Here is a 23,289-nt window from a genome sequence, read left to right on the forward strand (position 1 = left end):
CAATGATTTCCCTGAGTACCGTCCTGTTGCTGCTCGCCGCCCTGCTGGGCGTGGCCGCCGTTCTCGGCGCCCGTGCCGGGCGTGCGGACCAGGGCGCCGGAAGCCGGTCGCTGCGCACGCTGACCTGGTCGGCGGCGCTGTTGTCGCAACTGGCCGTCAGCCTGCCGGTGGTGGTGGTGGTGCTGTCGGGCAGCGTACCGGCGGCCAACGACACTGCCCAGATGGCCGCCAGCTTCGCTGCCGCCGCGGGCGCCACCAGCGCCGCCAAGCTGCTGCTGCAGTGGCTGCGCCAGGGCGCGCGCCTGTGGCGCGGCGCGGCGGTGCTGGCGGTGCTCGCCGGCGCCGGCATGGTGGCCGCGGCCGGCACCCACCTGGGGCGGGCCTGCGGCGCCGGCGCGCCCTCGGCGCGCGCCTGCATCGACGCGGCCGGACTGCCGCATCCCGCCTGGCTGGCAGGCGGACTCACCGCGCTGTGCGCGCTGATGTTAGCGCTGCACCGGGCGCAGTCGCGCGGCTGGCTGCCGGTATCGCGCACCGAGACCAGCCCCGCCGAGGATCTTGCCGACGATGCCGCCACCGCCCTGGTACGCGGCCCCGAGCCGCGGCTGGTGCGGCGCGGCGCCCGCATTCCCGGGCGGCTTACGGTGCGCGCCACCGCGCGCGGGCAGGGCACGGTGGGTGAGTACAGCGTCGCCACCGTGATGCCCGACCGCGTCGCGTTCGGCCGCTGGCTGGACCAGGCCATGGCCCAGGCGCGTCTGGCCGACACCGGCTGCGCCGTGCTGCTGATCCATATTGCCGACTACCGCGAGGTCGACGAAGTCTTCGAGATCCGCGCCGACGATATCCTGGCGCAGGACGCCGGCGCGCTCGCGCAGGCCGTGCTGGAGCCGCACGATTTCCTGGCCCGGCTGGCGCGCGACGAGTTTGCCGTCGGCGTGCCGGAGCTGGTGCACCACGGCCGCGCGCAGGAGCTGGGCTCGCGCGTGCTGGGCTCGCTGGCCGAATTCATCGCTGCGCGCGGGCTGCAGATGCAGATCGGCGTCAATATCGGCATCGCCATCTATCCGCGCGACGCGCAGACGTCCGAGGCGCTGATGCAGGCCGCGCGCGTGAGCCTGGCCGAGGCCCGCGAAAGCGGCTCGAACCAGGTGCGCCTGTTCAACAGCGCCGCCGGCGAGCGCGCCCGCCGCACCCGCGTGATCCGCCGCGACCTGTGGCTGGCGATCCAGGATGATGCGCTGTCGCTGCAGTTCCAGCCCAAATACGACGCCCGCCGCGGCACGGTGGTGGGCGCCGAGGCGCTGTGCCGCTGGCGCCATCCCGCGCTGGGCCAGGTCAGCCCGGCCGAGTTCATCGCCGTGGCCGAGCAGTCCGGCCAGATCGACAAGCTCGACGACTGGGTGCTGACCAGCGTCTGCCGCCAGGTGCGCCAGTGGCAGGACGCCGGCCTGCCGACCGTGCCGGTGGCGATCAACGTGTCGGGGCTGCGCTTCGCCAGCCGTAATTTCCCGCAGTACCTGCTCGAGCAGATCCACCAGCACGACATCCCGCCGTCGGCGATCACGCTGGAGATCACCGAGACCGCCGCCATGAAGGACATCGGCAAGTCGCTGGAGACGCTGGCCGAGCTGCAGTCGCTCGGCATCCAGGTGGCGCTGGACGACTTCGGCAGCGGCTATTCCAGCCTGGGCTATCTCAAACGCCTGCGCGTGGGCACGCTCAAGATCGACCGCACGCTGATCGGCGGGCTCGACACCGACGCGCAAGGGCGCGCCATCGTCGGCTCGATGGTGGCGCTGGCGCACGAGCTGCGCATGAAGGTGGTGGCCGAAGGCGTCGAGTCGGCCTCGCAGCTGGAAATCCTCAACGAGATGGGCTGCGACGAGGTGCAGGGCTACCTGCTGTCGCTGCCGCTCGATGCGGGAGGGTTTGCCGAGGCGTTGCGCGGACCGCAGCAAGCCTGAGCGCCGCCTCCCGGCACCCGCGCCGCATGCGGAAACACCAGGCCGAAAAAACGCCAAAAACGCTAAAGCGTCGCGCTTGCCGCGCCGATATCTACGCTGGCAGGGCCCGCGCGCTTGCAGCGCGGCCCTGCGCCGGCCTGTCCGTCGCCGGCCGCGCGCCACCCGCGCCAAGCACTGCTTCAGCATTCGGCGGATCAACCGAGCCCTGCCAACGGAGGCGCCAATGTCATTGCCCAGCATCCTCGTCGTCGACGATTCCCCTTCGCTACGCCGCATGATCGGCGCATGCCTGCGTGCCGGCGGGTTCGACGTCACCGAGGCCGCCGACGGCGAACAGGCGTATGCGCTGGCTGACACCGCGGCCGCGGACGATGCCGCGTTCGGCATGCTGGTCACCGACCAGGTCATGCCCGGCATGGACGGACTGACCCTGATCCGCCGCCTGCGCGCCAGCGCGCGCTACGCCGCCATCCCGATCCTGATGCTGACCACCGAGCATGACGGCAGCATCCGCGAGCAGGCCCGCGCCGCGGGCGCCTCGGGCTTCCTGCCCAAGCCCTTCGATCCCGATGCGCTGATGCAGGCCGTGGCAGCGGTGCTGGCGCCTCCGCACCCCTCGTCGGAAGGGTGAGGAAGGCGCCGCGTCGGGCTTCAGTCACCCCGGTTGCTGCCGTAAACACTGGAGGGCGGAATCACGCCCCGGCGCATTGCGCCAGGAAACCGGCATGACTAGACATGGGGGCTGACGATGCTGCATATCGACAAGGCAAACGGCGCCGCAGGCGTGAACGAAGGCGCGGGCGAGGAATTCCTGGCCTTCACGCTGGGCCGCGAAGAGTACGGCATCGATATCCTGAAAGTACAGGAAATCCGTGGCTACGAGTCGGTCACCCAGCTTGCCAATGCGCCCGAATACATCAAGGGCGTGATCAACCTGCGCGGCATCATCGTGCCGATCATCGACCTGCGCATCAAGTTCCGCCAGGCCAACGTCAGCTATGACCAGTACACCGTGGTCATCATCGTCGATCTCAACGAGCGCACCACCGGCATCGTCGTTGACGGCGTCTCTGACGTGCTGACGCTGACGCCCGCGCAGATCAAGCCCACGCCGCATTTTTCCGGCGAGCTGGCTACCGATTACATCCGCGGCCTCGGCTCGGTCGAGCAGCGCATGCTGATCCTGGTCGATATCGAGAAGCTGCTCAATACCGAAGAACTGGCCGCGCTCGACGCCGTGGCCTGACCCTGCCACACCTGCCATTTTTTGCCCCCGCCGTCCCGCTGGCGTCCCACGCCTGCCGGATCGTACCGCCCGGAATTGCGCCAGGCCTGGCAGCCATGGTTTCCCGGGCAAGCAGTATCGATGTCATCCATGCGAAACAACCAACCCGTTACGCAGCGCGAATACCAGCTCTCACCATCTGACTACCTGATCTCGCGCACGGACCTCAAGGGCCGTATCACCTTCGCCAACCGCACCTTTATCGAGGCCAGCGGCTATGCGGCGGAGGAACTGCTGGGCGCGCCGCACAACCTGGTGCGCCACCCCGACATGCCGCCCGAGGCGTTTGCCGATCTGTGGCAAAACCTCGAAGCCGGCCGCACCTGGATGGGCGTGGTCAAGAACCGCCGCAAGAACGGCGACTTCTACTGGGTCGCCGCCACCGTGACGCCCACGCGCATCGACGGGCGCGTGGTGGGCTATACCTCGGTGCGTTCGATGCCCTCGCGCGAGCAGGTCGAAGCCGCCGGTGCGCTGTATGCGCGCTTCCGCGCGGGACGCGCAGCGGGGCTGGCGATCCGCGACGGCGCCGTGATGCGCACCGGGCTCGCCGGCCTGGCGCAAGGCGCGCTGCGCATAAACCTGAAGCGCCGCATCCTGTGGGCGCAGGCGGGCGGGCTGGTGTGGTTCCTGGCGGCGCTGGCGGCGGTCGAGATCCTGAACCCGGCGGGCGCCGCGACGCTGCGCCCGTGGCTGTGGGGCGGCTTCGCGCTGGCGCTGGCGACCTCGTTCGCGGCCGGCACCATGCTGCTGGCGCGCGTGCACCGGCCGGTGCGCGACATGCTGGACTTTGCGCTGCGCCTGGGCGCGGGCGACCTGACCACGCGCTTCGAACATCGCGGCAACGACGAGATCGGCGCGCTCGCGCAGGCGATGCAGACCATGCAGCGCAGCCTGATGTCGGTGGTGCATGAAATCCAGGAAGGCATGGCCAGCATTTCCACGGCGACGCACCAGGTCGCGGCCGGCAACAACGACCTGTCGCAACGTACCGAGCAGCAGGCGGCGTCGCTGGAAGAGACCGCGTCCAGCATGGAACAGCTGACCGGCACCGTGCGCCAGAACGCCGACAACGCGCGCCAGGCCAGCGGGCTGGCGGCCAATGCATCGGAGACCGCGCTGCGCGGCGGTGAAGTGGTCGGCCGCGTGGTGCAGACCATGGACGAGATCAACGATGCGTCCAAGAAGATCGTCGACATCATCGGCGTGATCGAGGGCATTGCCTTCCAGACCAACATCCTGGCGCTGAACGCCGCGGTGGAAGCCGCGCGCGCCGGCGAGCAGGGCCGCGGCTTTGCCGTGGTCGCGGGCGAAGTGCGCAGCCTGGCGCAGCGCAGCGCCAATGCGGCCAAGGAGATCAAGGGCCTGATCGGCAATACCGTCGAGCGGGTCGACAACGGCTCGGCGCTGGTGGGCCAGGCCGGCAAGACCATGGACGAGATCGTGCAGGCGGTGAAGTCCGTGACCGACATCATGGGCGAGATCACCGCGGCATCGGCCGAGCAGAGCGCCGGCATCGAGCAGGTCAACCAGGCCGTGGCGCAGATGGACGAAGGCACGCAGCAGAACGCCGCGCTGGTGGAACAGGCGGCAGCGGCGGCGGGCTCGCTGGAAGAGCAGGCGCTGCGGCTGCGCGATGCCGTCGCCACTTTCCGCGTCAGCATGCAGGCCGAAGTCCGTCCGCAACGCCTGCCGGCTGCGCAGCGCGAAGCGGCGGCCCGGTCCCGGGCACAGGCCTAGTACGAAGCTATCAGTAACAAGGGGGAGTTGCTATGCAGTGGTTCAATCAATTGCGCGTCACGACCAGGCTGGTTGCCGGATTCCTGGTCGTCGCGGTGATCGGTGCCGTCATGGGCCTGCTGGGCGTCGTCAACATGGGTCGCATGGCCGACTGGACCGACAAGATCTATCACGGCGACCTGCAGGCGCTCAAGGCCGTGCAGGACGCCAACATCAACCTGGTCTACGCCAGCCGCGCGCAGATCGGCCTGCTGTCGGCGTCGACCATGGGCGAGCGCGCCGCCGAGAAGGAGCTGATCGCCAAGTCGCTGGGCGTGATGGACGAGCGTATCCGCCAGGTGTCCAAGGCCTTCGAGCAGCCTGAGGGCAAGGCGCTGGTCAAGCAGTACCACGACCTGTCGCCGGCGTTCCGCGCGCGCATGGAAAAGTATGTCGAGCTGGTCAGCAAGCAGCCGCTCGATACCTCGCAGTTCGAGAGCCAGGTGTTCACCGAGAGCGCCGACCTGCTCAAGGACAGCCACGCGCTGGAAGACGTGATGGCGAAGATGGTCAAGCGCCGCGACGACCGCGCCCGCAGCAACAACGAAGAAGCGCGCAGCGTCTATGACGCCACCCGGGTGTGGATGCTGGCGCTGGTGCTGGGCGGCGTCGCGCTGTCGGTGCTGCTGGGCGTGTTCCTGGCGCGCGGGCTGTCGCGCCAGCTCGGCGGCGAGCCGGGCTACGCGGCCGAGATCGCGAAGCGCATCGCCGACGGCGACTTCTCCGCGCCGGTGGCCACGCGCGCCGGCGACAAGAGCAGCCTGGTCTATGCCATGCAGCAGATGCAGCAGCAGCTGTCGCACATGGTCCGCGATTTCAAGGAGTCGGCCGAATCGATCGGCACCGCCTCGCGCGAAATCGCGGCCGGCAACAACGACCTGTCGCAGCGCACCGAGCAGCAGGCGGCGTCGCTGGAAGAGACCGCGTCCAGCATGGAAGAGCTGACCGGCACCGTGCGCCAGAACGCCGACAACGCGCGCCAGGCCAGCGGGCTGGCGGCCAATGCATCGGAGACCGCGCTGCGCGGCGGTGAAGTGGTCGGCCGCGTGGTGCAGACCATGGACGAAATCAACGATGCGTCCAAGAAGATCGTCGACATCATCGGCGTGATCGAGGGCATTGCCTTCCAGACCAACATCCTGGCGCTGAACGCCGCGGTGGAAGCCGCGCGCGCCGGCGAGCAGGGCCGCGGCTTTGCCGTGGTCGCGGGCGAGGTGCGCAGCCTGGCGCAGCGCAGCGCCAATGCGGCCAAGGAGATCAAGGGCCTGATCGGCGATACCGTCGAGCGGGTCGACAACGGCTCGGCGCTGGTGGGCCAGGCCGGCAAGACCATGGACGAGATCGTGCAGGCGGTGAAGCGCGTGACCGACATCATGGGCGAGATCAGCGCGGCCTCGGCAGAGCAGAGCTCGGGCATCGAGCAGGTCAACCAGGCCGTGGCGCAGATGGACGAGGTGACGCAGCAGAACGCGGCCCTGGTCGAGCAGGCCGCGGCCGCAGCCGGCGCGATGGAAGAGCAGGCCGGCCGCCTGCAGGGCGCGGTGGCGATGTTCCGCCTGTCGGCGGAGGATGCGCAGGCGTCGTTCTCGCTACCCGCCACGAAGCCGGTCTCCGCCGCGGGGCCCGGCAAGGCCGCAGGGAAAATGCCCACGCCGGCCTCGTACATGCGCGCGGCAGCGGCCGTTCCGGTTGCGGCAACCGCGGCAGTGACCGCAGCGGCATCCGCTGAAGCCGACACGCCGCACGCCGCCGAGCCGGTGCAGCCGGCCACCACCGCACGCGCGTCGCGCCCCGCGCTGGCCGGCGCCGACAACGGCGACTGGAGCGCATTCTGATCCACCGGCGCCTTCTACCCGAACCACGGGCCGCGGCGCGGCCCGTGATGGCAATGCTATGACGAGCGAGATCACCCTGGCCCTGCCGCCTGATGACGCGGCCAGGCTGCGCAAGGAATTCGACCAGTTCATCGGCGTCTCGACCGGCCTGGACCGCGAGTTCCTGCCGCCCGAGTTCAACGACTTCCTGCGCGCCAGGCTGCTGCAGCACGATGGCCCGCTGACCGAGCGCGCCGTGAACCGGCTGTTGTCCGGCGGCGAGTACGGCTGGGCCCGGCGCGTGTTCGACAAGCAACTGCCCAACGCGCTGGCGGCGCTGATGCGCGACGCGCAGCGCTTCGGCTTTGGCCTTGCGGTGCAGCCGGACTGGACCGCGGCGCAGCGCCTTGCGCATGCGCGCGAATGGGCCGCGAAGGTGCTGACCGAATGCGGGGCCGATGCCGGCTTCACCGAAGCCCTTGCGACTCAGGTCGCGGCCTCGGCCGAAGACGTGCGCGCGCTGGAGGAGCGCATGCGCACGCCGGCATGGCGACTGGCCGAAAGCCTGCGCCAGCGCGCCTATGACCTGATGTACGCGCTGCAGACCGAAGACAACGAGGCCACGGGCCGTGCCCGCGTCGGCGAGCTGCGCGGCATGCTGGGACTGGCGCTCGAGTATGGCTCGGTGCAGCCGGAAGAAGCCGCGCGCGTGCTCGAGCAGGTCGAGCGCTCGCGCCCCGCGTTGTTCCGCGACGCGCCCGACGATGTTTTTGCGCGCCTCGCGGCGTGGCTGCGGCGCATGTTCGGCGGCTGAACGCGCGCGTGCCCGGGCAGCGAATTCTGGACATGCCGTTTTCGGACAGGGCAGGGAGCCACGTGCGCAATAAGCACTCCGCACTCACTTCGTCAATAGAGGAATCCAGCAGGCACCCGGACCTCAGCGTCGCGCGTTTGACCGCTATGACGATTGCGGTGCAGCGTTGATCGGAATCAAATGACAGTTCCGTGAAACGTCACAAACCGCGCCGAGCCATGTATGTTTCGTGCGACATTACGAACCCCCCGCGTAAGTAGGGATTGGCATTGCGGGCAGATTGCCGATATAAACGTACCAGTCTCACTTACACTCTGTAACACTTGTAACGGGGCTGATAACAGTGTGACACGGGCGCAGTTCCTTTAAGTCGTACGTTGTACCCGCCCAGCCGCAAACCAACGATCTGGTCGCCGGACCCCTTGGGGCCCGGTAAGCGCCGGACAAGCGGCAACGGTGGGTTTTTGGTAGCGGGGAAAAATTGGAAAGCAGTGAAGTTCTCCAGGAGATCAGGGAGGTTAACCTCGCCTATCTGCTGCTCGCGCAAAGACTCGTGCGCGAAAACCAGGTCGAAGCCATGTTCCGGCTCGGGGTCAGCAAGGAAATCGCGGATATCCTTGGCAAGCTGACTTCGGCGCAACTCGTCAAGCTCGCGGCATCCAACATGGTGCTGTGCAGGTTCCGCTTTGACGACCATGCGCTTCTGTCCACTCTCACCCACACGGCCAAGAGCCATGACATGCAGCAGATCCACGCCGCGATCCTGCTTGCTCGTCAGCCTGTGGAGTCACTCAATTGACCGCGCTGCTGAAGGCCGAGCCGAACCGGAGTTTCACGGCCACCTCCACAGCCGCCCGCAAGAGCGTTCTCCAGGATGCCAACCAGACCCAGCTCGCCATCGAGCTGATCGGCCTGGGTGCGCGCCTGCAGGTGCTTGAAGCCGAGACCACGCTGTCGCGCGACCGGCTCATCCGCCTGTACAAGGAACTGCGCGGGGTCTCGCCTCCCAAGGGCATGCTGCCCTTCTCGACGGACTGGTTCACCACCTGGCTGCCGAATATCCACTCGTCGCTGTTCTTCTCTGCCTACCAGTTCATGGTGCAGGAAGGCGAGACCGTGGGGATCCGCGCCGTGGTGGCGGCCTATCGCCTGTACCTCGAGCACGTTTCGCTGCTTGGCGGCGAAATTGTCTTAAGTTTCACGCGTGCCTGGACGTTAGTACGGTTCTTCGAGAGCAATATGCTGCAGCTGTCCAGCTGCACGTGTTGCGGCGGACAGTTCGTCACGCACGCGTACGAGCCGCACGCGAATTTCGTGTGCAGCCTGTGCCGTCCGCCCTCGCGCGCAGGGAAAGTGAAAAAGCTCTCGAAAGACGCCGCCGCCGTGCAGACCAACGCCTGATCCTGGTTGAGGTCCGTCGGCCGGCAAGCTTGCAGCGCTGGCGGACGGACCACTCCCCGTTCGCCCGTGCGCGGGCCATTGTGCGTGATTGACGCGCGTTTTTTGACGGGGATCCCATCGTGCTAGTAGTTCTTGGCTATGTCGTCGTGGTTGTCGCGGTGCTTGGCGGTTACGCCATGACCGGCGGCCACATGGGCGCGCTATATCAACCGGCGGAATTCGTGATCATCGGGGGCGCCGCCTTCGGTGCCTTCATCGCCACCAACACCACCAAGGCCATCAAGGCCACCGCAAAGGCCCTGCCGGGCCTGTTCAAGGGCTCCAAGTACAAGAAGGAGCTGTACCTCGACGTCATGTCGCTGCTGTACGTGCTGCTGTCCAAGGCACGCCGCGAGGGCATCCTGTTCCTGGAAAAGGAAATCGCGGACCCCGCCTCCAGCAGCGTCTTCAGCCAGTACCCGCGCATCCTGTCGGACCCGGTGGTGATGGAATTCCTCACCGACTACCTGCGCATGATGGTCAACGGCAACATGAACGCCTTCGAGATCGAGGCCCTGATGGACCACGAGATCGAGACCTTCCGCCACGAGGCCGAGATTCCCGCCCATGCGCTGTCGCGCGTCGGCGATGCGCTGCCCGCCTTCGGCATCGTCGCCGCGGTGATGGGCGTGGTGCATGCGCTGGCTTCGGCCGACCTGCCGCCGGCGGAGCTGGGCGCGCTGATCGCGCACGCCATGGTCGGCACCTTCCTGGGCATCCTGCTGGCCTACGGCTTTATCTCGCCGCTGGCCGCACGCATCGAGCTGCAGGTGTCCGAGAACGTCAAGGTCTACGAGTGCATCAAGGTGGTGCTGCTCGCCTCCCTGAACGGCTACGCCCCGCTGGTCGCGGTGGAATTCGGCCGCAAGGTGCTGTACTCCACGGTGCGGCCGTCGTTCCTCGAGCTCGACGACCACGTGCGCGAAGTCAAGAGCCTGAACTGAGCACGGCAAGGCAGGAGGCACCCCCATGAGCAGCGCACATGACATGCGTCCGATCATCGTCCGCCGGGCGAAATCGCACGCCAGGCCGCACGGCAACCACAGCTGGAAGATCGCCTACGCCGACTTCATGACGGCGATGATGGCGCTGTTCCTGGTGCTGTGGCTGCTGTCCAGCGCCAACAAGAAGACGCTGGAAGGCATCGCGGAGTATTTCCGCATGCCGCTCAAGGTGGCCATCGTCGGCGGCGAGAAAAGCAGCCAGTCGCCCAGCGTGATCCCGGGCGGCGGCATGGACGTCATGCGCAAGGACGGCGAGATCATGCGCGCGCGCGACAACGACCCGAGCGAGGAGCAGCGCCGCAACGAGCTGCAGGAAGGTCAGCGCCTGCGCGCGCTCAAGCAGCGCCTTGAGCAGATCATCGAGAACAACCCGGTGCTGCGCCAGTTCCGCCCGCAGCTGCTGCTCGACATCACCAGCGAAGGCCTGCGCATCCAGATCCTCGATACGCAGAACCGCCCGATGTTCCGCACCGGCAGCGCCGCCGTCGAAAGCTATATGCGCGCCATCCTGCGCGAGATCGGCCCGGTGCTGAACGAACTGCCGAACAAGGTCAGCCTGTCCGGCCATACCGACGCGGCCAACTATTCCAACGGCGAGCGCACCTACAGCAACTGGGAGCTGTCCAGCGACCGCGCCAATGCCTCGCGCCGCGAACTGATCGCGGGCGGCATGCAGGAGGGCAAGGTGCTGCGCGTGCTGGGCCTGGCCGCGACCATGCCGCTGGACAAGGGCGACCTGCTGGCCCCCGTGAACCGCCGCATCAGCATCGTGGTGCTCAACCAGAAGGCGCAGGCGCGCTTCGAGGCCGAGAACGCCAGCGCCGCCGAGGTCTCGGTGGCGGTGCAGGCCGGCAAGGCGGCGCAGGAAATGCAGGCCGGGCTGGCGGCAGCCTCCGCGGCGCCGGCGGCGCCTGCAGCGGCACCGCAGGGCAGCAAGCCATGACACAGCAAACCACCAGGCGCGGCCGCACCGGCGGCGCCCGCGCCTAGCGCAGCAACCTAGTGAGTCAGGACGCCATGTCTGTCGATATCGATATCACACAGTTTTACCAGACCTTCTTCGAGGAAGCGGAAGAACTGCTCGTGGAAATGGAGCAGCTGCTGCTCGGCCTGGACATCGAGTCTCCTGATCCGGAGCATCTGAATGCGATCTTCCGGGCGGCGCATTCGATCAAGGGCGGAGCCGCCACCTTCGGGTTCGCGGCGCTGACCGAGACCACTCACATCTTCGAGAACCTGCTGGACCGTACACGCCGGCGGGAACTGGCGTTGACCAGGACCATCATCGACACCTTTCTGGAAACCAAGGACGTGTTGCAAGACCAGCTCAACGCCTACCGCAACGGCACCGAACCCGATCCGGAAACGCTGGCGCGCATCTGCGCCGTGCTGCAGCAGCTCGCGCAGGAAGCCGCCGGCGAGGCGGGCGCACCCGCGGCGGCGCCGGCCCCCGCGCCCGCTGCCGCACCGGCCGCCGCTCCCGTTGCCGCACCAGCTGCAGTCGCCGGCGGCGCGCTGAAGATCCGGCTGATCAAGGTCTCCGCCAACGACCAGGCGCTGCTGCGCGAAGAGCTCGCCAACCTCGGCGAGATCACCGGGCAGGAGGAGGCCAACGGCGAACTGGTGGTGTGGCTCAACACCCAGTGCAGCGCCGACGACATCATCGCGGTGTGCTGCTTCGTGATCGACATGGACCAGATCGTGATCGAGGCCGCGACCGATGCAACGGCACCGGCACCGGCACCGGCGCCAGTGGCCGCGCCGGCTCCGGCGCCGGTTGCGGCTGCCGTCGCCCCGGCGGTTGCCGCGCCTTCCGCACGCGAGAAAGAAAAGGAAAAAGCCAAGCCGGCCCCGGCCGCCGCGCACGGCGAGGGCTCGATCCGCGTGCCGACCGAAAAAGTCGACCAGATCATCAACCTGGTTGGCGAACTGGTGATCACCCAGTCGATGCTGGCGCAGACCGCGTCCTCGCTCGACCCGGTGCTGTTCGACCGCCTGTTCTCCGGCATGGGCCAGCTCGAGCGCAATGCGCGCGACCTGCAGGAAGCGGTGATGTCGATCCGCATGATGCCGATGGACTACGTGTTCTCGCGCTTCCCGCGGCTGGTGCGCGACCTGGCCAGCAAGCTCGGCAAGCAGATCGACCTGGTCACCTTCGGCAAGGCCACCGAGCTCGACAAGAGCCTGATCGAACGCATCATCGACCCGCTCACGCACCTGGTGCGCAACAGCCTGGACCACGGCATCGAGACGCCCGAGAAGCGTGTCGCCGCCGGCAAGGAGCCCACCGGCCAGCTGATCCTGTCCGCGCAGCACCACGGCGGCAATATCGTGATCGAGGTCAGCGACGACGGCGGCGGCCTGAACCGCGAGCGCATCCTGGCCAAGGCGATCCAGAACGGCCTGCCGGTATCCGAGAACATCAGCGACGAGGAAGTCTGGCAGCTGATCTTCGCGCCGGGCTTCTCCACTGCCGAAGTCGTCACCGACGTCTCCGGCCGTGGCGTGGGCATGGACGTGGTCAAGCGCAACATCCAGGAGATGGGCGGCCATGTACAGATCAGCTCGCGCCCGGGCCTGGGCACCACCATCCGCATCGTGCTGCCGCTGACGCTGGCGATCCTGGACGGCATGTCGGTCAAGGTCGGCGAAGAGACGTTCATCCTGCCGCTGAACTGCGTGATGGAATCGCTGCAGCCCAAGGCCGAGGACGTGCATACCGCCGCCAATTCCGACCGCGTCATGCACGTGCGCGGCGAATACCTGCCGCTGCTGGAAATGCACCGCGTCTTCAACGTCGCCGACGCGCTGCAGGAGCCGACGCAGGGCATCGCCGTGATCCTGCAGGCCGAGGGCAAGCGCTTCGCGCTGCTGGTGGACCAGCTGATCGGCCAGCACCAGGTTGTGCTGAAGAACCTGGAGACCAACTACCGCAAGGTGCCGTGCATCTCGGCGGCGACCATCCTCGGCGACGGCAGCGTGGCGCTGATCGTCGATGTCGGCGCGCTGCAGCGCACCGGCGTGCGCCGGCAGGAGCCGGCGCTGGCTTCGTCGTTCGCCTGACCTACCGACCCACTACAGGAAGAGAAAACACATCATGGCCGGCATCGGACACATCGATACCCCCGGAAGCGACGCTTCGGGCCAGGAATTCCTGGTCTTCACGCTGGGCTCGGAGGAATACGGCATCGACATCCTCAAGGTGCAGGAGATCCGCAGCTACGAGACCGTCACGCGCATCTCCAGCGCGCCCGATTTCATCAAGGGCGTGACCAACCTGCGCGGCGTGATCGTGCCGATCGTCGACCTGCGCCTGAAGTTCCGCCTGGGCAACGTGCGCTACGACCACCAGACCGTGGTCATCATCCTCAACGTGGCCGGCCGCGTGGTCGGCATCGTGGTGGATGGCGTGTCGGACGTGCTGACACTGACCGGCGAGGCGATCAAGCCGGCGCCGGAGTTCGGCGTGTCGATCTCGACCGAGCACCTCACCGGCCTGGGCACCGTCGACGGCCGCATGCTGGTGCTGATCGATATCGAGAAGCTGATGACCAGCCCCGAGATGGCGCTGGTCGAGGCCGAGCTGGCCTGACGGCGGCGCCGCCGCAACCTGAATCGCCACGCCAGCCATGACGCCGTTCCGCTCTGCCGCCAGCGCTCCCGCCAGCCTCCAGGGCCTAGCGGGTGCAATCTCAGCGCCGGCCGCCAGCCCGCGGCGCGACGAGATGCGCGACTTCCTGCTGACCGAGCGTGACTTCGAGAAGATCCGCGCGCTGATCCACAAGCGAGCGGGCATTTCGCTGGGCAGCCACAAGCGCGAAATGGTCTACAGCCGCCTGGCGCGCCGCCTGCGCACGCTGCAGCTGGCCGACTTTGCCTCGTACCTGGCGATCCTGGAAGCGGATGACCGCTCGCCCGAGTGGGAGTTCTTCACCAACTCGCTGACGACCAACCTGACTTCGTTCTTCCGCGAATCGCACCATTTCCCGCTGCTGGCCGAGCATGCGAAGAAGATCGGCCGCCCGTACAGCGTGTGGTGCTCCGCGGCGTCCACCGGCGAGGAACCGTACTCGATCGCCATCACGCTGGCCGAGGCGCTGGGCGACCGCGCCGCCACCGTGCTGGCCACCGATATCGACACGCAGGTGCTGGCCAAGGCCCGCAGCGGCGTGTATTCGGCCGACCAGGTCGCGCGGCTGTCGCCCGAACGACTCAAGCGCTTCTTCCTGAAGGGCACCGGCCCGCGCACGGGCTCGGTCAAGGTCAAGCCCGAGCTGGCCGCCACCATCACGTTCGATCCGCTCAACCTGCTCGCGCCCGACTGGGGCATCCGCGAGCAGTTCGATGCGATCTTCTGCCGCAACGTGATGATCTATTTCGACAAGCCGACGCAGGGCCGCATCCTGGAGCGCTTCGTGCCGCTGCTCAAGCCGCACGGCCTGCTCTTCGCCGGCCACTCGGAGAACTTCTCCTACGTCACGCGCGCATTCCAGCTGCGCGGGCAGACTATCTACGAACTGGCGCCCGATGCCGCCAGGGCGGGAAGGGCCTGATGCGCACGCCCTATCTGCCCGAGGCGCTGGCCACGCGCACCTACTTTGACCGCGAGTTCGGCAAGCAGGCGGTCAAGCTGCTGCCCAACGAGTACTACGTGACGCGCGAGGACGTGGTGCTGACCACCGTGCTGGGTTCGTGCGTGGCCGCGTGCATCCGCGACGAGGTCGCCGGAGTCGGCGGCATGAACCACTTCATGCTGCCCGACGATGAGGGCGGCGGCAGCGCCGACCGCATGCTGTCACCGTCGATGCGCTACGGCAGCTACGCGCTCGAAGTGCTGATCAACGAGCTGCTCAAGATGGGCGCGCGGCGCGAGCGGCTGGAGGCCAAGGTCTTCGGCGGCGGCGCGGTGCTGGCCAACATGACCACGCTGAACATCGGCGACCGCAATGCGGATTTTGTGCTGCGCTACCTCAAGGCCGAAGAGATCCGCGTCGCGGCGCAGGACCTGCGCGGCCCGCATGCGCGCCGCGTCAGCTATTTCCCGATCGGCGGGCTGGCGCTGGTGCGTCGCCTGACGCGGCAGGACGACGCGGTCTCGGTGGCGCGCGACGAACGCGCGCTGGCACGGGCCATCGCCACCTCCGCCAAGACGCCGGCGCACGCGCCGGAGCGCACCCCCGAACTGTTTGCGCGGCAGTCTTCCACGCGCCAGCTTCCCTGACCCAACCGAGCACGAATTCCTATGACTGCCGCCAAGATCAAGGTGCTCTGCGTGGACGATTCCGCGCTGATCCGCAGCCTGATGACGGAGATCATCAACAGCCAGCCCGACATGGAAGTGGTTGGCACCGCGCCCGACCCGCTGGTGGCGCGCGACCTGATCAAGCGCCTGAACCCGGACGTGCTGACGCTGGACGTCGAAATGCCGCGCATGGACGGCCTCGATTTCCTGGAGCGCCTGATGCGGCTGCGCCCGATGCCGGTGCTGATGGTGTCGTCGCTGACCGAGCGCGGCTCGGAAATCACCATGCGCGCGCTGGAACTGGGCGCGGTGGATTTCGTCACCAAGCCCAAGCTCGGCATCCGCGACGGGCTGATCGAGTACACCGACACCATCGCCGACAAGCTGCGTGCCGCAGCGCGCGCGCGCGTTCGCGCCGCGGCACAGCCGGCGCCTGGCGCCAGTGCCCCGGCGCCGATACTGCGCAGCCCGCTGCTGTCGACCGAGAAGCTGATCATCCTGGGCGCCTCCACCGGCGGCACCGAGGCGATCAAGGAATTCCTGATGCCGCTGCCGCCCGACAGCCCCGCGGTGATGATCGTGCAGCATATGCCGGCCGGCTTCACGCGCTCGTTCGCGCAGCGCCTGGACGGGCTGTGCCGCATCACAGTGAAGGAAGCCGAGCATGGCGAACGCGTGCTGCCTGGCCATGCATACATCGCGCCGGGCGACTCGCACCTGCGCCTGGCGCGCAGCGGCGCCAACTATGTCGCGCACCTGTCGCAGGAAGCGCCGGTCAACCGGCACCGGCCCTCGGTCGACGTGCTGTTCGATTCGGCCGCCGAGCATGGCGGCAAGAACGTGATCGGCGTGATTCTGACCGGCATGGGCAAGGACGGCGCGCGCGGCATGCTGCGCATGCGCGACGCCGGCGCGTATAACCTGGCGCAGGACGAGCACACCTGCATCGTGTTTGGCATGCCGAAGGAGGCGATCGCCACCGGCGGCGTGCATGAAATCGTGCCCTTGCCGGCAATGACCCAGCGCGTGATGGCGCGCCTGGCCACGTACGGCACGCGCGCGCAACGGGTCTGAACGGACCCGGAAACCTGAACAAGCCCAGACAACAAGCTGAAACAACAAGCTGGACCGACTAGTCAATATTGCATTTACCTGGAGCCCTCAAAGTGGACAAGAGCATCAAGATCCTGGTCGTGGACGATTTCCCGACCATGCGCCGGATCATCCGCAACCTGCTCAAGGAGCTGGGATTCGTCAACGTCGAGGAAGCCGAGGACGGCGCCGCCGGCCTGGAGAAGGCCAAGGACGGCAGCTTCCAGTTCGTGATCTCGGACTGGAACATGCCCAACATGGACGGCCTGTCGATGCTGCAGGCGATCCGCGCCGACGCGAATATCGGCAAGATGCCGGTGCTGATGGTGACCGCCGAGGCCAAGAAGGAAAACATCATCGCCGCGGCCCAGGCCGGCGCCAACGGCTACGTGGTCAAGCCGTTCACTGCAGCCACGCTGGACGAGAAGATCACCAAGATCTTCGAGAAGCTCGGCGGTTGATCCAGAGGAGCCCTTTGCCATGACTCCGACGCTGAGCAACGATTCCGCCGAGCAACTGATCCTGCGCATCGGCAACCTGACGCGGATGCTGCGCGACAATATGCGCGAGCTCGGCCTGGACAAGGAGATCGAGCGCGCCGCGCAGGCCATTCCCGATGCGCGCGACCGCCTCAACTACATCGCGGCAATGACCGAGCAGGCCGCCGAGCGCACGCTGAACGCGGTCGAACTGGCGCAGCCGATCCAGTCCGACATCGAGCGGCAGGCCGAGACCCTGGACAAGCGCTGGGGTGCGTGGTTCGACAAGCCGGTGGAGCTGGCCGACGCCCGCTCGCTGGTGCTCGACACGCGCGCCTTCCTGTCCGAGGTGCCAGGCCAGGCCCGCGCCACCAACAGCCACCTGCTCGACATCATGATGGCGCAGGACTTCCAGGACCTGACCGGGCAGGTGATCAAGAAGATGATGGACATGATCCGCACGCTGGAGCAGGAGTTGCTGCAGGTGCTGATCGACAATGTCCCGTCCGAGCGGCGCGTGGAAGTTCAGGCGCCGTCGACGCTGATGAACGGGCCGCAGGTGAATCCGGAGGGCAAACCGGACGTGGTGTCGGACCAGGCGCAGGTGGATGATTTGTTGGCTAGTCTGGGGTTCTGACGTTCTGGATGGGCTTGCTTTTTAAGAGTTTGCCCATACTCGCGCTTGTAGCCTCTCTTCATACTGGGTTCGTCGCTGCGTCGTGGCGACCGGGTTTAGCAGCCCGGAGAGAGAGCCGAACGTTCGTCTTCTGGCGGTACCCTTACGTCCGCTGTGCCTGCGCACGCCCCTTCTTTGGGCGGGCCCTGGCAGGGGAGCCTTCGGGCTCGCCGGCTTTCGGCTCTTTCCCGGTCTGCTAACCCTGCCTTGCGCCCGCCCACCCCAATCAGCACCCGGGGAGCGGGACTGAACCTGTATGGATAGGGGGCATTCCCATGCTTCAGTTCTTACTTGCCCATTCTGGGCGATTGGCAATCTCCAGTACCTTCACAATGCAGCAGCGCGCGCTAGACGCGTATGCGGAGTTGTGCCATGTATAGCCATAGTCATCACGGTATTACAGCGGAACACAATGGTGTCGACATGCTCGTGACCGCTCATAGCCCGGGGGAGAATCCGCTGAGTCTCGCAGTGCAACGGGCTGCGCAGCTTCATGGGCTTTTGCTCATGGCGAGCGATCATGGGGCCTCGAGTCTGGAACCCGTGGATCTCGACCAAGGAACCTGGGAGGGCTTGCTTTCCCTCGCGGCCCGGCTGGCGCACGAGACGCAGGTGTTGAGTGAACTGGTCGCGCTACATGGCCAGGCATTGCAGGTTGACTGACGTTGGGCGGGGTGCGCAGTCGTGCAATAGGCTGCCGCCCCATCCCGGGCGATTTGATCTTCGGGCAGCCGCCGGCGGATGACTTGTTGACGAAGTAGGGTTAGGAGGCGCTATCCAGTCAGAACGGTCGAATCCTTTGTCCTGTTCACAGGGACATGGACATTGCCAGCTCGATGGTCATGCGTCACAGCCATCGGCGGACTTTCCCTTTGTATGCAACGTACTGTGCTTCGAAAAGCGATGAAAGCGTGCGCTCCTCAGGTGCAATCTGAAACCGGTTGATGTAGAGCACAAACAGAGGCAGGAATAGCAGGGGCAGCCAGTTTGACAAGTACACCGCCCACGCGAACAAGTACAGCAGCAGGCTCAGGTACATGGGATTGCGCGTGAAGCAAAACACCCCGTCAGTTACGAGCAACGACGCAGTACCGGGCTTGATCGGGTTCATTGTGGTCTTCGCCCGCAGGAATGAAACCATGGCCGAGACCCCGATAACTGCGCCAACGCAAGCAATGGCAACTGCGACACCTACGCGACGGAACGGAACTACAACCGGGGCAATTAACTTGGATGCGAGCCACATGAGGAAGCCGGTCAGCAACGCCACGACTGGTGGCGGGATCTTCAGTTCAAGTGACTCCATTTCCAACTCCACCCAACTGCCACATATCGATGGCGGACGCGACAAGACTCAATGCTGTGCGCACTCCATGCAGTCTGGCCCATTTCTGCAAGAGTTCTCGGGTCTCCACCGACGATAGATCGCGATCCGGCTCGAGAATCTTGTGGTTGATGGGCATTACGACGAGCAAGGTATACGGCACGACTGATCCGATCAGGAGCGCGGCAGCAAACCACCAGATGCTGGCACCCAAAAGCCACGCCATCACTCCGCTCAGTAAGCTGACCAGCGCCAATGGAGCCTGCATGAGCGTGGCGCGCTTATAGCTGGGCGCCCACTGCTGTGCCGCAGATCTTGTCTCAAGCACCATTCTTGCGGGATGCTCAACCACGTTGACATACAAGGCGGCCCCGGCGAAGAGCATCGCAGCGAATGCGGCAATCATTTGCAGTGCCTGGTTCATCACATCCCCCCCTGAAGCCTAACTCCAATTATGGTGAAGAATGCGAGTAGGGCCCACAGGGAATTCGTATTCGTACGGCAATGCGCGAGCAGAGGGGCACCCGCCTATGGCAGAACTGGGGTGTGGATTCAACCGGTCAACGCAACAGCTTGATGGAATCGTTCAGCCTTCGGCAAACGCATAGGGTTGTCGGGCTTGGCTCATCTCAGCCATTCCCACACCATCGCACAGCCTGTTAGCGTGCCTGTCACTATGGCAGGCGCCCCATATTCAAAGGGCGAGGGATGCATGTGGCTTGCTGCCTGCGAGCCCAGTGCACCCTGTATCTCCCCCATCAGCCGTCTTTCGACGCGAGTGGTGGATCCTGACTCAATAGGTCCGAACAAAAGGGTAGAAGCAGTTGAAGCCGCGCGCAGCAAAGATCAACCATGTGCTAGCGGCGACCGCGGAGGCCGTCTTCATGCGGAAATAGGTGTTGCTGCTGCCGCGATCCGAGTAGCTCAAGCCACCGTCTCCTTGCTGCCGGGCCACCAAGTTGCTGAGGTACTTGTCGATCTTTTCCTGAATTGCCGAAGTGCCCCAGCCTAGGCTCGCATAGAAGGCTCTCGCCATCTTGAGCGCCACCACCATCTGGCCTGTGCCTTCGTACCAGGCGTCCTGCAGCTTATCGTTGACAATGACGAGGTCGCCGTTCGATCCCGCGCTGGCGGAAAAATAGTCATACCAGCCGTTGAAGTAGGTACCCTGATTGGCCCGCTCCCGACTATGGACGAAATCCACGACGCCGCTATATTCGAACGGGCTAGGCGACGTCTCGACCGCCCAGCGAACCAGCGAATAGTACGCGTTGTTAAAGTCGTCGCCCAGTGACGCGGAACCGAATGTCAGCATATCGGTGGGGAACTTGCCATCGTTACGCCCGCCGTTGAAATGCAACTCGGCTTGGTTCCACACGCGGTTGGTCAGGAAGTAGTAAATGTTGTCGAGCGTGGAGTCGATCGAGTAGTCGCCAGCCAGTGTCGAATTGGCCTTCGCGTACAGTGCACTGTTCGCCCTGATGCCCTTCAGGAAGGCATAGAGGTCGATGTTGTGTTCCGTGGCCGCCACCCACTGTAGACGATTTGACGCAAAGTTCACGGCGCCGTCGCCGCCCCACTGGGTCTTCCACTGGATGCGCGAAACGTAGCCCGCGATGGCAATGATCATGTCATCGAATGTCGTGTCATCCGGATTGCGGGCCTTAAAGGCCATTGCTGCCAGGCCGACCCACGCCGTCGGGCCGACGTCAGTAAACGGCTCGGCTACGGCACCGTTGGTGCCAGAGGTCGAACAGGTATAGGCCGTGAACCATGATCCCTCCGCATTCTGGAGCGCATTCAACCGGTTCAGAATTGTCCATGCTTTGGTCGCGCTGTGATTGCGATTACCGTGGCGCGTATCCTGCAGGTACGCGATCACCGCCAGTGCCTGGTCGTAAGTGTAGCCGTGGTCGTCGGGCGCGCGCGGAACGATCAGCTTGTAAACCCCGTTCTCGATGGTGTACTGATCGTTGATGTCGTTCTTGTACGATTGGACGCAGCCCTCCAGATATTGGCCGTCGAGCCAACCATAGGCGTTTGTGATTGCCGTATCGATTTGCGATGGCGTGGCACCGATCGCGCTCAGACTTGCCGCTGCGAACGTTAGATTGATCACAGCATTAGCGATACGCTTCATGGTATTCCCCCTTTCATTTTTTTCACATCGCACACCAGATGGACACTTGTCACCTTGGCTGTTCGGCGACCCAATGTGGCAGCGCCCATCTTCATCCAGAGCCGGGTTCGAGTGCCGCAGCGGCCATTCAGCTTGAGCATATGGCGATAGCCACCCGGCTTGGCGGTCCGGAGCCGCCACCGTCTCAGTGGGCCGAGGCCACGAGGCTTTTCTTCAGCGGATCGTGTCAGTCATGACCGTCACCTCCGAGAAGACGATCCCACGCCATTGCGAAAAGCGTGCCTAATTCAACAAGCGCTGTGTTTGTCTGCTGCGCCGCAACGTGTGGGAAGGTTTTGTGGTTGTTGCGCGTCCGAAAGCGTTACATTTTTGAAGCCGATAACTCGCCCCATGATTGGGAGCGCGTTAAGAAAGTCGACGCCTGCAATTGCGGTGTAATTGGGTGCCGCAGGCTCCCATCCCCTTTGGTTGCGAAGGGCTTCAATGAACAATCGCCTGCTACATTCGTATCAATCCCTGATACTTGGGGATGCGCGAAGGGCGTCACATGAGAACACGGACCCGTTCGGCGACCCACCTGTGATCAGGGGACGCCTGGGGGCTCCGATTGATTGGGTCCGACAGCAGCGCACCCGCCGCGAGTAGGCGTAAGCCCGCTGAAGTTGTTTCAGTCGCGACACTGCACGTCAAAAAAAATACTTCGCCGATTTCCGGGAAACCCAAGGTCGCTTATCGACCCTTCTCGGGCATTGGAAAATGGGTAGGTAGACGGCAGAGTCCCAACCTGTTACGGACAGTCGAGTTGCGGCCCACGCAGCTCATCTCGGCCTCGCCGAGTGAGTCGCTTGCTCTTTTAGCCGATCTTCTCATTGCGGCCAGGATGGAACCGGAAAGCGTGCAAGATTGTCCGATCTGACCGTCGAGGACTGCAGCGCGTATCTGGCCTTCCTCGCCGATCCGCAGCCCGCGGCGCAGTGGGTCGGGGCGCGCGGCACGCCGCGCTATCGTTTCGACTGGCGGCCGTTCGAGGGGCTGCTGTCGCCCGGCAGCGTCCGGCAGGCCTTCACCATCGTGAAAAGCCTGTGCGCCTGGCTGGTCAGCGCCCAATACCTGCGCTACAACCCGTTCGCGCTGCTGCCCAAGCCCAAGGCGGCCGGGCAGGGCCGCATCCAGGTCGCTGCGCAGCTTTACCGACGCGCAATGGCAGTTCCTGCGCCGCTTCGCCGCGGGGCTCCCGCCCGACGACGCCCGCACCGCGCGGATGCAGTTCCTGTTGCGCTTCGCCTACGCCACCGGCCTGCGGATCTCCGAGCAGGCTCAGGTCACGGTCGGCGACCTGCGGCAGCAGGATCTGGCCGCCGACCAGCGCGGCGCGTGGACCTTGTCGTTCGTGGGGAAGGGCACCCGGGGCCGGGGAGGTGCACGTGCCCGCGAGGCGCTGCGCGACTACCAGGCCGCACGCGGCCTGGGCCGGGAGTTCGAGCGCCTGCACCCGGGACGCCGCTGATCGGCCGCGTCAAGACCGACGGCCACGCCGGCAAGCTGTCGGTGGCGCAGCTCGATGCGATCTGGAAGGGGTTCTTTGCCCAAGCGGCCGAGCTGCTGGCCACGGAGGATCCCGCTGGCGCGGCACGCCTGGCGCAGGCCAGCGCCCATTGGCTGCGGCACACCTTCGGCTCGCACGCGATTGCGCGCGGCGTGGCGCTCGATGTGGTCCAGCACCAGCTCGGCCATGCGTCGCTGGCCATCACCTCGGTCTACGTGCATGCGGAAGACGCGCGACGCGAGCGGGAGCTCGAGATGCGCAGATCGTAGCGGATGTCCTGTGCGAGCTCCCAGGAGGTCATTCCATGCATCCATCGCGTAACGCCGTGGCGGCGGGAAACGCCAAAAAGCGTCGCGCCGTAGCCCACCCCAACCTTCCCTTACAGCGCTTCCAGGACATCGTCGGCTCACGAGCAGGCGACTTGGCGCGAAGTGCTACAAGAATGAAACGGGTGTGGCAGTTGCCAAAAATGCCAAAAGACGATGCCGATTTGATCGCCTTGCATTTCTCGCGAAACCCAATAGTTTGTACTACACAGAGTTCAATCGCCCCTGGCCACAAGAGCTGATGGACCTCGGAACTGGAGGTCGAGCAAGCGCGCGCACGAACTCGGCTGATGGACAGGCAAAGCGGCGCTTGCTTGTCCGCGGCGCAATACAAAGGCTTCAACTCCAGTGCGCCCTGCTG

23 protein-coding genes are annotated in these 23,289 nt (G+C 65.7%); 20 read left to right on the forward strand and 3 right to left on the reverse strand.

What is annotated here, in order from left to right:
• The first annotated feature begins 2 nt into the window (after positions 1 to 2).
• From VSR71_RS21315 to VSR71_RS21400, 18 genes are all read left to right on the forward strand, one after another.
• Entirely contained in the window at positions 3 to 1,967 is a 1,965-nt protein-coding gene (locus VSR71_RS21315) for a bifunctional diguanylate cyclase/phosphodiesterase (RefSeq protein WP_342915833.1), read from the forward strand.
• A 223-nt stretch (positions 1,968 to 2,190) separates the two neighbouring features.
• The gene (locus VSR71_RS21320) at positions 2,191 to 2,598 is read left to right on the forward strand and encodes a response regulator (RefSeq protein WP_342915834.1); all 408 of its coding nucleotides are present in this window, start codon (positions 2,191 to 2,193) and stop codon (positions 2,596 to 2,598) included.
• 117 nt (positions 2,599 to 2,715) lie between these two features.
• The gene (locus VSR71_RS21325; protein WP_342915835.1) at positions 2,716 to 3,213 is read left to right on the forward strand and encodes a chemotaxis protein CheW; all 498 of its coding nucleotides are present in this window, start codon (positions 2,716 to 2,718) and stop codon (positions 3,211 to 3,213) included.
• A 129-nt stretch (positions 3,214 to 3,342) separates the two neighbouring features.
• On the forward strand, positions 3,343 to 4,992 hold the full coding sequence (locus VSR71_RS21330; protein WP_342915925.1) for a methyl-accepting chemotaxis protein: 1,650 nt from the start codon (positions 3,343 to 3,345) through the stop codon (positions 4,990 to 4,992).
• Positions 4,993 to 5,024: 32 nt separating this feature from the next.
• Complete coding sequence (locus tag VSR71_RS21335; RefSeq protein WP_342915836.1) at positions 5,025 to 6,866, forward strand: methyl-accepting chemotaxis protein; 1,842 nt, start codon at positions 5,025 to 5,027, stop codon at positions 6,864 to 6,866.
• A 58-nt stretch (positions 6,867 to 6,924) separates the two neighbouring features.
• Positions 6,925 to 7,659: a DUF4088 family protein gene (locus VSR71_RS21340; RefSeq protein WP_342915837.1), complete on the forward strand. Its 735-nt coding sequence runs from the start codon at positions 6,925 to 6,927 to the stop codon at positions 7,657 to 7,659.
• Between the two features lie 481 nt (positions 7,660 to 8,140).
• Positions 8,141 to 8,458, forward strand: coding sequence for a flagellar transcriptional regulator FlhD (flhD, locus tag VSR71_RS21345; protein ID WP_022537455.1), 318 nt, complete (start codon positions 8,141 to 8,143; stop codon positions 8,456 to 8,458).
• Complete coding sequence (gene flhC / locus VSR71_RS21350) at positions 8,455 to 9,060, forward strand: flagellar transcriptional regulator FlhC (protein WP_342915838.1); 606 nt, start codon at positions 8,455 to 8,457, stop codon at positions 9,058 to 9,060. The genes flhD and flhC overlap by 4 nt, the downstream gene beginning before the upstream one ends.
• A gap of 119 nt (positions 9,061 to 9,179) precedes the next feature.
• Entirely contained in the window at positions 9,180 to 10,043 is an 864-nt protein-coding gene (gene motA, locus VSR71_RS21355) for a flagellar motor stator protein MotA (RefSeq protein ID WP_342915839.1), read from the forward strand.
• Positions 10,044 to 10,068: 25 nt separating this feature from the next.
• Positions 10,069 to 11,046 (forward strand): flagellar motor protein MotB, encoded by a 978-nt coding sequence (motB, locus tag VSR71_RS21360; protein ID WP_342915840.1) that lies wholly within the window; start codon positions 10,069 to 10,071, stop codon positions 11,044 to 11,046.
• A 74-nt stretch (positions 11,047 to 11,120) separates the two neighbouring features.
• Positions 11,121 to 13,166: a chemotaxis protein CheA gene (gene cheA, locus VSR71_RS21365; protein WP_342915841.1), complete on the forward strand. Its 2,046-nt coding sequence runs from the start codon at positions 11,121 to 11,123 to the stop codon at positions 13,164 to 13,166.
• A 34-nt stretch (positions 13,167 to 13,200) separates the two neighbouring features.
• Positions 13,201 to 13,695 carry a chemotaxis protein CheW gene (locus VSR71_RS21370; protein ID WP_029049986.1) on the forward strand — a complete coding sequence of 165 codons (495 nt, stop codon included), beginning with the start codon at positions 13,201 to 13,203 and terminating at the stop codon, positions 13,693 to 13,695.
• Positions 13,696 to 13,732: 37 nt separating this feature from the next.
• Positions 13,733 to 14,656 (forward strand): CheR family methyltransferase, encoded by a 924-nt coding sequence (locus VSR71_RS21375; protein WP_342915842.1) that lies wholly within the window; start codon positions 13,733 to 13,735, stop codon positions 14,654 to 14,656.
• On the forward strand, positions 14,656 to 15,324 hold the full coding sequence (gene cheD / locus VSR71_RS21380) for a chemoreceptor glutamine deamidase CheD (protein ID WP_342915843.1): 669 nt from the start codon (positions 14,656 to 14,658) through the stop codon (positions 15,322 to 15,324). Before VSR71_RS21375 ends, cheD begins: the two co-directional genes overlap by 1 nt.
• A 21-nt stretch (positions 15,325 to 15,345) precedes the next feature.
• On the forward strand, positions 15,346 to 16,419 hold the full coding sequence (locus VSR71_RS21385; protein ID WP_342915844.1) for a chemotaxis response regulator protein-glutamate methylesterase: 1,074 nt from the start codon (positions 15,346 to 15,348) through the stop codon (positions 16,417 to 16,419).
• A 92-nt stretch (positions 16,420 to 16,511) separates the two neighbouring features.
• On the forward strand, positions 16,512 to 16,898 hold the full coding sequence (gene cheY / locus VSR71_RS21390) for a chemotaxis response regulator CheY (protein WP_342915845.1): 387 nt from the start codon (positions 16,512 to 16,514) through the stop codon (positions 16,896 to 16,898).
• 19 nt (positions 16,899 to 16,917) lie between these two features.
• Positions 16,918 to 17,553 (forward strand): protein phosphatase CheZ, encoded by a 636-nt coding sequence (gene cheZ / locus VSR71_RS21395; protein ID WP_342915846.1) that lies wholly within the window; start codon positions 16,918 to 16,920, stop codon positions 17,551 to 17,553.
• A gap of 411 nt (positions 17,554 to 17,964) precedes the next feature.
• Entirely contained in the window at positions 17,965 to 18,255 is a 291-nt protein-coding gene (locus tag VSR71_RS21400) for a hypothetical protein (protein ID WP_342915847.1), read from the forward strand.
• Between the two features lie 184 nt (positions 18,256 to 18,439).
• Here VSR71_RS21400 and VSR71_RS21405 read toward each other — a convergent pair whose 3' ends face one another.
• The 3 genes from VSR71_RS21405 to VSR71_RS21415 form a co-directional block, all read right to left on the reverse strand.
• The gene (locus tag VSR71_RS21405) at positions 18,440 to 18,898 is read right to left on the reverse strand and encodes an isoprenylcysteine carboxylmethyltransferase family protein (protein WP_342915848.1); all 459 of its coding nucleotides are present in this window, start codon (positions 18,896 to 18,898) and stop codon (positions 18,440 to 18,442) included.
• Positions 18,885 to 19,340, reverse strand: coding sequence for a DUF1772 domain-containing protein (locus VSR71_RS21410; protein ID WP_342915849.1), 456 nt, complete (start codon positions 19,338 to 19,340; stop codon positions 18,885 to 18,887). Before VSR71_RS21410 ends, VSR71_RS21405 begins: the two co-directional genes overlap by 14 nt.
• Before the next feature lie 369 nt (positions 19,341 to 19,709).
• Entirely contained in the window at positions 19,710 to 21,056 is a 1,347-nt protein-coding gene (locus VSR71_RS21415) for a hypothetical protein (RefSeq protein WP_342915850.1), read from the reverse strand.
• Between the two features lie 1,261 nt (positions 21,057 to 22,317).
• Here VSR71_RS21415 and VSR71_RS21420 point away from each other — a divergent pair.
• Together VSR71_RS21420 and VSR71_RS21425 are read left to right on the forward strand one after the other, a co-directional pair.
• Entirely contained in the window at positions 22,318 to 22,563 is a 246-nt protein-coding gene (locus VSR71_RS21420) for a hypothetical protein (RefSeq protein WP_342915851.1), read from the forward strand.
• A gap of 41 nt (positions 22,564 to 22,604) precedes the next feature.
• Positions 22,605 to 22,871, forward strand: coding sequence for a site-specific integrase (locus tag VSR71_RS21425; protein ID WP_342915852.1), 267 nt, complete (start codon positions 22,605 to 22,607; stop codon positions 22,869 to 22,871).
• The last annotated feature ends 418 nt before the right edge of the window (positions 22,872 to 23,289 follow it).

It is taken from the genome of Cupriavidus oxalaticus (assembly GCF_038900635.1).
GTDB lineage: Bacteria > Pseudomonadota > Gammaproteobacteria > Burkholderiales > Burkholderiaceae > Cupriavidus > Cupriavidus oxalaticus_B.